This is a genomic window from Melaminivora alkalimesophila (assembly GCF_000282995.1).
Classification (GTDB): Bacteria; Pseudomonadota; Gammaproteobacteria; order Burkholderiales; family Burkholderiaceae_C; genus Melaminivora; species Melaminivora alkalimesophila.
In genome coordinates, this window is the sequence record NZ_ALEE01000242.1 from 1 (window position 1) to 9,267 (window position 9,267).

Annotated in this window: 7 protein-coding genes; all 7 read left to right on the forward strand. The window is 70.2% G+C overall.

Features of this window, described 5'->3' with window-relative positions; translation table 11 throughout:
• On the forward strand, positions 1–508 hold a 508-nt coding region (locus A612_RS04350; RefSeq protein WP_019373327.1), incomplete at its 5' end, for an RsmB/NOP family class I SAM-dependent RNA methyltransferase.
• A gap of 156 nt (positions 509–664) precedes the next feature.
• Positions 665–1,735, forward strand: a complete 1,071-nt coding sequence (locus A612_RS04355) for an ExeA family protein (RefSeq protein ID WP_019373328.1) — start codon at positions 665–667, stop codon at positions 1,733–1,735.
• Positions 1,732–3,555, forward strand: a complete 1,824-nt coding sequence (locus tag A612_RS04360) for a type II secretion system protein GspD (protein WP_051001426.1) — start codon at positions 1,732–1,734, stop codon at positions 3,553–3,555. The genes A612_RS04355 and A612_RS04360 overlap by 4 nt, the downstream gene beginning before the upstream one ends.
• 1,253 nt (positions 3,556–4,808) lie before the next feature.
• Entirely contained in the window at positions 4,809–5,396 is a 588-nt protein-coding gene (locus A612_RS17295) for a tetratricopeptide repeat protein (RefSeq protein ID WP_019373330.1), read from the forward strand.
• Positions 5,393–7,129, forward strand: coding sequence for a GspE/PulE family protein (locus A612_RS04370; protein WP_019373331.1), 1,737 nt, complete (start codon positions 5,393–5,395; stop codon positions 7,127–7,129). Before A612_RS17295 ends, A612_RS04370 begins: the two co-directional genes overlap by 4 nt.
• 29 nt (positions 7,130–7,158) lie before the next feature.
• Positions 7,159–8,358 (forward strand): type II secretion system F family protein, encoded by a 1,200-nt coding sequence (locus A612_RS04375; RefSeq protein WP_019373332.1) that lies wholly within the window; start codon positions 7,159–7,161, stop codon positions 8,356–8,358.
• Positions 8,355–9,267, forward strand: a 913-nt coding sequence (locus tag A612_RS04380) for a hypothetical protein (RefSeq protein ID WP_141630320.1), incomplete at its 3' end; no start/stop codon positions are given. The genes A612_RS04375 and A612_RS04380, both read left to right, overlap by 4 nt.

Genomic DNA, 9,267 nt, shown 5'->3' on the forward strand with positions numbered 1-9,267 from the left:
AGGCCTCAAGCCGCGCCTGGCGCGCAGCGGCCTGTCCAACGTCTACCCGGTGGCCATTGCTCACGAGCGCGACGAACGCATCAAGCGCCTGGCCGGCAAGATGGACCGGGTGCTGGTCGATGCGCCATGCTCGGGCCTGGGCACGCTGCGGCGCAGCCCCGACCTGAAATGGCGCCAGACACCGCAATCCATCGCCGAGCTGACCCGGCTGCAGGGGGCCATCCTGGCCAGCGCGGCGCGGCTGGTCAAACCGGGCGGGCGGCTGGTCTATGCCACCTGCAGCCTGCTGCCCGACGAGAACGAAGCCATCGCCCGGGCTTTTGACGCTGAGCAGCGCGAGTTTTCACCTGTGTCAGCGGCCGGGCTGCTGACCCAGGCGCGCGTGGCCGCAGCGCAGGGCCTGACCAGCCAAGCGCAGGACAGCACGCAGGACGGGCGCTTTTTGCGCCTGTGGCCCCATCGGCATGGCATGGACGGCTTCTTCGCGGCCGTGTGGCAGCGACGCTGAGGCCGCCGCACCTGGCGGCACGCAAAGCCGCAGAAAAGAGACACGAAGAGGGTGCACCAATGGTTACATCCAGGTCGGACGTGGGCAGTCCTGCTCTATGATGGTTGCGTCGCTCACCCGGGTTTCTCTACTTGCTCGCCCTGCGGATCCGTCACGTTGTCGTCCCTCTACCTGGAACACTTCCGGCTGACCGAGCCGCCCTTTGGCATCACGCCCAACGGACGTTTTTTCTTTGACGGCCAGGCGCGCGGAGCCGTCCTGGATGCCCTGCACCACGCCGTGCTCGACGAGGACGGGATCATCGTCGTGGTGGGCGAAGTCGGCAGCGGCAAGACCATGCTCAGCCGCATGCTGGCCGAGCGCCTGCCGCGCCCGCAGATCGATCTGGTCTATCTGGCCAACCCTTCCTTCGGCCCGCGCGAGATCCTGCACTCGCTGATCCAGGACTGGGGGCTGGAGCCGCCCAGCGAGGGCCAGTCCCCGGTGCTGACCATCCAGCGTGCGCTGCTCGAGCGCCACGCCCAGGGCCGGCGCGCCGTGGTGCTGATCGACGAGGCGCAGGCCATGCAGCCGGCCTCGCTCGAAGAGATCAAGCTGCTGTCCAACCTGGAGACCGAGCGCCACAAGCTGCTGCAGATCGTGCTGTTCGGCCAGCCCGAGCTCGATGATCTGCTGGCGCTGCCGGCGCTGCGCCAGGTGCGCGACAGGGTGGTGCAGCGCTTCGAGCTGCAGCCCCTGGTCGGCCCGGATGCAGCCGCCTATGTCGAGCACCGCCTGCGCCGCGCGGGCTGGCAGGGCGGGGCGCTGTTCGAGCCGGCGGCGCTGCAGCGGCTGCTGGCGGCCTCGCAGGGGCGCATCCGGGCCATCCACCAGCTGGCCGACAAGGCGCTGCTGGCGGCGTTCGCCCAGGGCGCGCGCCAGGTCACGCGCGAGCATGTCGGCCGGGCCGTGCAAGAAGTGCAGGCCAGCCGCATCCGGCCCCTGCGCCGTGGTGCTGTGGCCTGGCTGACTGCGCCGCCGCCCGGCAAGGGCTGGCTGCTGGCCGGCCTGCTGGCGCTGGCGGCGGCGCTGGCGCTCGGTTATCTGCTCGGGCGCGGCCAGCCCGTGATGTCTTCTTCCGTGGCTGCGGAGCCGGCACTTGTCGCGCCCGTGGCTGTTGCCACTCCTTGCTTGCGGGCCCGCAGTGTCGCTGCACCGCAGTCTGACCCGTCAGGGCCTCTCTCATGATGTCTGCCCAGTTCCAGCGCAAACCGCGCCTGGCCGCACGGCCCGTGCTGGCAGCCCTGCTGCTTGCCAGCCTGGCGGCCTGCACCAGCAGCCCGCCCGCCCCCAATGCGGCGCACCTGCGTCCCAAGGCAACGGCGCCGGGCCAGCCCCCGGCCCTGGTCGATGCGCCGCTGCTGCCGCCCCCGCCCGGCGCGGCCAGCAGCAGCCACGGCGAGCGCTTCTCGGTCAGCGTGCACAACGTGGACATCCGCAACCTGCTGTTCGCCATCGCGCGCGACGCGCGGCTGAACCTGGACGTGCACCCCGAGCTGGCCGGCACGGTGAGCATGAATGCCATCGACCAGACGCTGCCCGAAATCCTCGACCGCGCGGCCCTGCAGGTCAACATGCGCTACGAGATGGAGGGGCGCAACCTGTTCGTCATGCCCGACTCGCCCGTGCTGCGCCACTACCGCGTGGACTACCTGAACCTGGCGCGCGAGTCGCAAAGCGCCATGTCGGCCAGCACCAGCATCGGCCGCGCAGGCAGCGGCGGTGGCGGGGAGGGCAACAGCTCCACCAGCCGGCTGTCCAACACCTCGCAAAACCGTTTCTGGGAGACGCTCACGCAAAACATCCGCGACCTGCTGCGCGAGACCGACAAGCTGCTGCCCGAGGGCGCCGAAGCGGCTGCAGTGCCGCAACCCGCCATGCCAGCAACGCCCGGGGGGGCCGCTCCCGCCGTGCCGGCCCCGGTGCCGGCGCGCTTTCGCGAATCGGCCTCGGTCATCGCCAATCCGGAGACCGGCGTGGTCTCGGTGCGCGCCACCTACCGCCAGCACATGCGCGTGCGCGAGTTCGTCGACCGCGTCATGAAAAGCGCCGGTCGCCAGGTCATGATCGAGGCCACCATCGTCGAGGTCAACCTGTCCGACGACTACCAGCAGGGCATCAACTGGACGTTGCTGCGCAACGGCCTGCCGCTGCTGCAGATCGGGCCGGCGGGTGGCTCCATGCCGTCGGGCGTGCCGGTCAGCGGGATCATCCCGAGCATGAGCCAGATCACGCCCACCTACACGCGCATCGGCAATGTCAATGCCATGCAGCTCAACGTGGCGCTGCGCCTGCTGGAGTCGTTTGGCAACACCAAGGTGCTCTCCAGTCCCAAGATCAGTGCACTCAACAACCAGGCGGCCATGCTCAAGGTGACCGAGGACCTGGTGTATTTCACGCTCACTGCCAACTACACCGCCGGCACCCAGGGCAGCGCCCCGGTGTTCAATTTGACATCCACGCCCAACAGCGTCTCGGTCGGCCTGGTCATGAGCGTCATGCCGCTGATCGGCGAGGGCGACGAGGTCACGCTGGTGCTGCGCCCCACGCTGTCGCGTGTGGTCGGCTATGCCGAGGACCCGGCCGTGCCGATCTATCTGGCCATGGCGCGCGCCGACAAGATGAACCTGGCCGAGGTCAGCAGCCGCATCCCGCAAATTCAGACACGCGAGATGGAGTCCGTCATCAAGGTGCGCTCGGGCGACACGGCGGTGCTGGGCGGGCTGATGCGCGACGACGTGTCGACCAGCACTGACCAGACGCCTTATGTGGGCAGCGTGCCGGTGCTGGGCGAACTGTTCAAGTACCGCAAGAAGTCCAGCAGCAAGAGCGAGCTGGTCATCTTCCTGCGGCCCACGGTGGTCACCAGTGCCAGCCTGGGCGGCGATCTGCAGGCGTTCGAGCCGCACTTGACAGAGGCCCTGCGCCCGCTGCCCGAGCGCATGCCACTGGCGTCGCCCTACGACGCCGATCCTCTGTCCCAGGCAGACCCGGGGAGGCGGCCATGAGCCTGCTACTGGAGGCGCTGCGGCGCAATCCCGAGCGCAGCCCCCCAGGGGCGGCAGCTGCCCCTTCCCCGGTCGAACCTTCCACGGTCGAATCTTCCCCGGCCCAGGCCCCTTCAGCCGGCGCGGACCTGCTGGCCGGCGCGGGCCTGTCGCTGGAGCCCATGGAGGCGCCGCCGCAAATCCAGCAGGAGTCGGATGCGCAGGCTGCGCCGACCAGCCCCGCCTTGAGTGCCGAGGGACGTGCCGAAGGACAGACGCGGCCGCCTCGGGCCGGCAGTCTGCAGAATGCGGGTCACGCAAGTGATGCAGCCGCCTTGGCCGTGCCGCCCGCCCCCCAGGCTGCGCCGCAGAATCTGCCCGACAGGACTGCTGCTGCCGACGAGCGGCCTGCGTCGCCGGTGCAGGTGGGCCCTGCGGCGACTGCTGCAGAACCTGCGTTTGCGGATGAGGTGCCCTCGTCTCCGCCTCCGCCTCCGCCTCCGCCTCCCCGCCAGCCCGTCCATGCCGTGCCGGTGCAGGCGCCGCCTGCCCAGGCGGCAGCTTCGGACGGGCCCGCTCCCCCCGTCGTCCCCGTGCCGGGGCAGCCACTGCGGCCGGCATTATCAGGAGCCACGGCCGGACTGCGCCCCGATGCGGCACGCGAAGCCGCGCAAACCATGGTGGGCAACGGCGGCGCCTCGGGTGCCCGCACTGCAGCCGCTCAGCGCACCCGTGGCCGGCGCCTGGTGGTGGGCTTGCTGGGGGGGCTGACCCTGGCGGTGCTGACGTGGCTGGGCTGGCAATACTGGCTGACCTTGCAGACCCCATCATTGCTGGCCCCCGGCCTGGCAGACGCGGCCTCTCAGGCCCCCGCCGCTGTCGCACAGGCGCCCGAATCGACCGAGACGCCCCAGGTGCCGCAAGAAGCTGTCGAGGCAGGGCAGGCGCAGGCAGCCGAAGACGCTCCGCACATGGAAGCAGTGCTGCCTGACGCCCAGGCCGCAGCCGTCGCGCCGCCTCCGGATGCTTCGGGCGCGGCCACTGCCCACGCCCCGCTGCCGACTCCGGTCCAGCAGGCAGCCACCCCCCGGACTGCAGCCGCGCAGGCGTCTGCGCCCGTATCCGCACCGATGCCTGCACCCGTACCCGCCCCGGCGCCAGCGTCGGTGCCTACACCCCCTGCTGCAGCTACCGGTCCCGCCGCTGTGGTGGCGCAGCCATCCAGGCAGGCTCACCGCGCCAATAACGCAGCCGGCTCGGACGCAGCAGACGCGGTGGAGGTCAGCCGCTCGCACGCACCCGCGCAGCTCGAGGAGGCTTGGTCGGCGCTGCAGCAAGGCGACCTCAGGCGCGCCCAGCAACGCTACCGGGAGGTCCTGGCCGAACGCCCGGACGACGCTGATGCCGCCCTGGGCATGGCCGTGGTGCTGCACCGCCAGGGCCGCAGCGACGAGGCCTGGCAGGCGTACCAGCGCAGTCTGCAGCTGTGGCCGGGCAACGAGACGGCACGCCTGGGTTCGCTGGCGCTGCTGGCGCAGTCCGACCCGGCGCAGGCCGAGAGCCGCCTGCGCGAATGGACCGAGCGCCAGCCGCGCGACGCAGCAGCGCACAGTGCGCTGGGCCAACTCCTGGGCCGTCAGGGCCGCTGGCCCGAGGCGCTGGGGCCGCTGACCCAGGCGCAGCAACTGGCGCCCGCCGGCGCCGCCCAGGCCTACAACCTGGCCGTGGCCCTGGACCAGCTGCAGCGCCCGCTGGAGGCCATGCGTCTGTACCACCAGGCGCTGCAGCTGGGCGCCAGCGGCTCCGTGGCCCGGGCGGCGCAGCAGCGCATGGGCGAGCTGCAGGAGCTCGACCAGCCATGAGCACCGCCGCCCCCGCTTCGCCGAGCACCGCGCCGCGCCCGCCGATGCGCCTGGGCGAGCGGCTGCAGCACATGGGCCTGGTCTCGGCCGACCAGATCCAGATCGCTCTCCTGGAGCAGAAAAAGACCGGCACGCAGCTGGGCGACGCGCTGATCGCCCTGGGCTTCGTGACCGAGGACGCCATGCGTGAGGCGCTGGGCCAGACGCTGGGCCAGCAGACCATCGAGCTGAGTGCAGTGCTGGCCGACCCGCAAGCGCTGGCGCGTGTGCCCAAGGCCATGGCGCTGCGCTTTCAGGTCTTTCCGGTGTCCTTCCAGGCCGACACCCAGCAGCTCGTGCTGGCCAGCCCCAAGCCCAACGACATCATCGCCGCCGACCAGATTCGCGCCCATGTCGGCGTGGGCGTGACCATCATCTGGCGCCTGGCCAGCGCCGCCGAGGTGCTGTCGGCCATCGACCAGTTCTATGGCTACGAGCTGTCGATCGACGGCATCATCCACGAGATCGAGACCGGCCAGCTGGATGTGGCCTCGCTCGCCCAGGGCCAGGGCGGCTACAGCCACCCGGTGGTGCGGCTGGTCGATGCGCTGCTGTCGGACGCGGTGCACAAGCTGGCGTCCGACATCCACTTCGAGCCCGAGGGGCAGTTTCTGCGCATCCGCTACCGCATCGACGGCGTGCTGCGCCAGGTGCGCGTGCTGCACGGGCGCTACTGGAACGCCATGCTGGTGCGCCTCAAGCTCCTGGCCGGCATGAACATCGCCGAGAGCCGCGCGCCGCAGGACGGGCGCGTGTCGCTGTCCATCAGCGCGAGGAGCGTGGACTTTCGCGCCGCCGTGCAGCCCACCATCCACGGCGAGAATTTCGTGCTGCGCGTGCTGGACGCCAAGCGCGGCATCGTCGAATACCGCCAGCTGGGCCTGACCGATGAGCAGTACTACCTGCTGGACCTGATGCTGGCGCGCCCGGAGGGCATCATCCTGGTCACCGGCCCGACCGGCTCGGGCAAGACCACCACGCTGTACTCGGTGCTCAATCACCTGAACGACGAGAGCGTCAATATCATGACGCTGGAAGACCCGGTGGAGTACCCGATCACGCGCATCCGCCAGACCTCGATCTCGGACGGCAGCAAGATCGATTTCTCCGCCGGTGTGCGCTCGCTGATGCGCCAGGACCCGGACATCATTCTGGTCGGCGAGGTGCGCGACAAGGACACGGCCGAGATGGCGTTTCGCGCTGCCATGACCGGCCACCAGGTGTTTTCCACGCTGCACACCAACTCGGCGCTGCGCAGCTTCCAGCGCATCAAGGATCTGGGCGTCTCGCCCGAGGTCATGGCCGGCAACATCATCGGCATCATTGCCCAGCGCCTGGTGCGCCGCGTGTGCCGGCACTGCCGCCAGCCCCTGCAGGTGCAGGACGGCAGCGCCGAGGCGCTCCTGATGGGCGCGCAGGCCGTGGGCGCCACGGTGTACCGCGCGCATCCCGGCGGCTGTGAGGCCTGCGGCTTTCAGGGCTACCGCGGGCGGCTGGCCATCATGGAGTTGCTGCGCATGGACGCGGCGCTCGATGAACTCATCACGCGCAACGCCACCATCGGCGAGCTGACCGCGCATGCGCGCGCCAGCGGCTTCGTGCCCATGGCCGACGATGGCCTGCGCCGGGTGCTCGAGGGCATCACCACCGTCGAGGAAATCGGCCGCGTGGTGGACCTGACGGCACGCCTGTAGCCCGGCGCCGCACAGGAGACGCACCGCCAATGCCGCGCTACCGCTACCGCGCCGTCAACGCCGCCGGCCAGATCGTCAAGGGGCAGCTCAGCGCCCTGCACGAGGCTGACCTGCAGGCGCAGCTCGACGCCGCCGGCCTGTCGCCCATCCGCTTTGGCGTGGTGCGCCAGATCACGCTGCGCGCCCAGCGTCTGCCGCAGCGCGAGATGATCAATTTGCTGTTTCACCTGCAGATGCTGCTGCGCTCGGGTGTGTCGGTGCTCGATGCACTGGCCGACCTGCGCGATGGTGCCGACAGCCTGCAGCTGCGCCAGGTGGCTGCTGCGCTGATGGATCGCATCCAAAATGGCAGCACCCTGGCCAGCGCCATGGGGGCCGATCCGGCGGTGTTCAGCGATGTCATGGTGCACCTGGTGCGCTCGGGCGAGGTCACGGGCCAGCTGGCCGAGGTGCTGGCCGAGCTGGTGCGCTCGCTCAAGTGGCAGTCCGAGCTGGCCGCGCAGACCAAGAAGCTGATCCTGTACCCGGCCTTCGTCACCGTGACCATCACCGGCGTGGTGGTCTTTCTGATGGTCTACCTGGTGCCGCAGCTGGTGGGCTTCATCGCCAACATGGGGCAGGACATTCCGCTGCAAACGCGCATCCTGATCTGGCTGTCCAACGCCTTCGTCAACTACTGGTGGCTGATCCTGCCGACCCCGGTGGCGCTGGTCGTGGGGCTGGGCATTGCGGCGCGCGTCAATGAGCAGGTGCGCTTTCGGCTGCATCAGGCGATGCTCGCGCTGCCCATCGTCGGGCCGGTCATCAGAAAGATCATCCTGGCACGCCTCATGGACAGCTTCGCCCTGATGTATCGCACCGGCATCCCGGTCATCGACGCGCTGGGTTACTGCGAGCGCGTGACCGGCAACCTGCCGGTGCAGCAGGCCATTGCCCGCGTGCAAGAGCGCATCGCCACCGGCAGCGCCATCAGCGAAGCCTTCGCCCAGGAAAACCTGTTTCCGGCCCTGGTCGTGCGCATGCTGCGCGTGGGCGAGGTGACCGGTGCGCTCGACGAAGCCCTGGCCAACGTCAGCTATTTCTTCACGCGCGACATCGAGGAAGCCATCGGCCGCGTGCAGGCATTGATCGAGCCGGTGCTGACCGTGACGCTGGGGCTGATCCTGGGCTGGATCATGCTGGCCGTGCTCGGCCCCATCTACGACACCATCTCCAAGATCAAGGCATGAGTGCGCGCCGTTCCCCTGCCAGCGCCGTGCTGCTGGTCAACCCCCTGCAGCTGCAGTGGCTGAGCGCGCGCGGCCAGCCCCTGGAGGCGCCGGCGCCGGGCGCCGGTGTGCGCGTGCTGGCCGACGTGGTCGAGGAAACCCATGTGCGCCTGGACGTCCCGGCCCTCATGGGCAACGACCGGCGAGGCTACATCCAGACCCGGCTGCAGGCCCTGCTGCCCGATGTGCCCCTGCACGCCCTGTGGGAGCGCCCCTCGGCCCAGCCCATGCTGCCACGGCCCTTCGCACTGCACGCCGTGGGCCTGTCCTCGCCCCAGCTGGCCGAGCAGCTCAATGCACTGGCGCAAGCTGGCTACAGCATCGAGGGCGTATGGCCCCTGAGCTACCTGCTGGCGCAGTGGGCCGGGCGTCAGGCGGCGCTGCGCTCAGCGGCCAGCGTGCTGCTGTGCCTGCCGCTGCCGTATGGCATGCGCATGGTGCTGCTCGCGCAAGGGGTGCCGGTGTTCTCGCGCCTGCTGCTCGAGGGCGGCGCCCGCCAGCAGGCGCGCGAGGTCGGCCTGACACTGAAATATCTGGCCGACAACCGCATCACCAACCCGGCCCAGCCTCCGCTGGTGGCGCCGCTGCAGGCGCTGCCCGAACTGCTGCAGGCCTTGCGCGAGCACGGCCTGACCTTGCTGCCCGACGCTCCGGCCCTGGCCGATCGGGCGGTACTGCCCGAGCTGCTGGCCCTGGCCGGCGCAGGCGCACGCGGGCAGTTGGCACCAGCCCAGCTGCGCCGCATCTATCTGGCCGGCCATACGCGGCGCGCCCTGCACCTGGCCACTGCGGTGCTGCTCCTGGCAGGCCTGGGCTTGCTGGGCACGCAGGTGCAGGGGCTGCTGCAGGCGCGCGCGGCAGCGGCGGGGG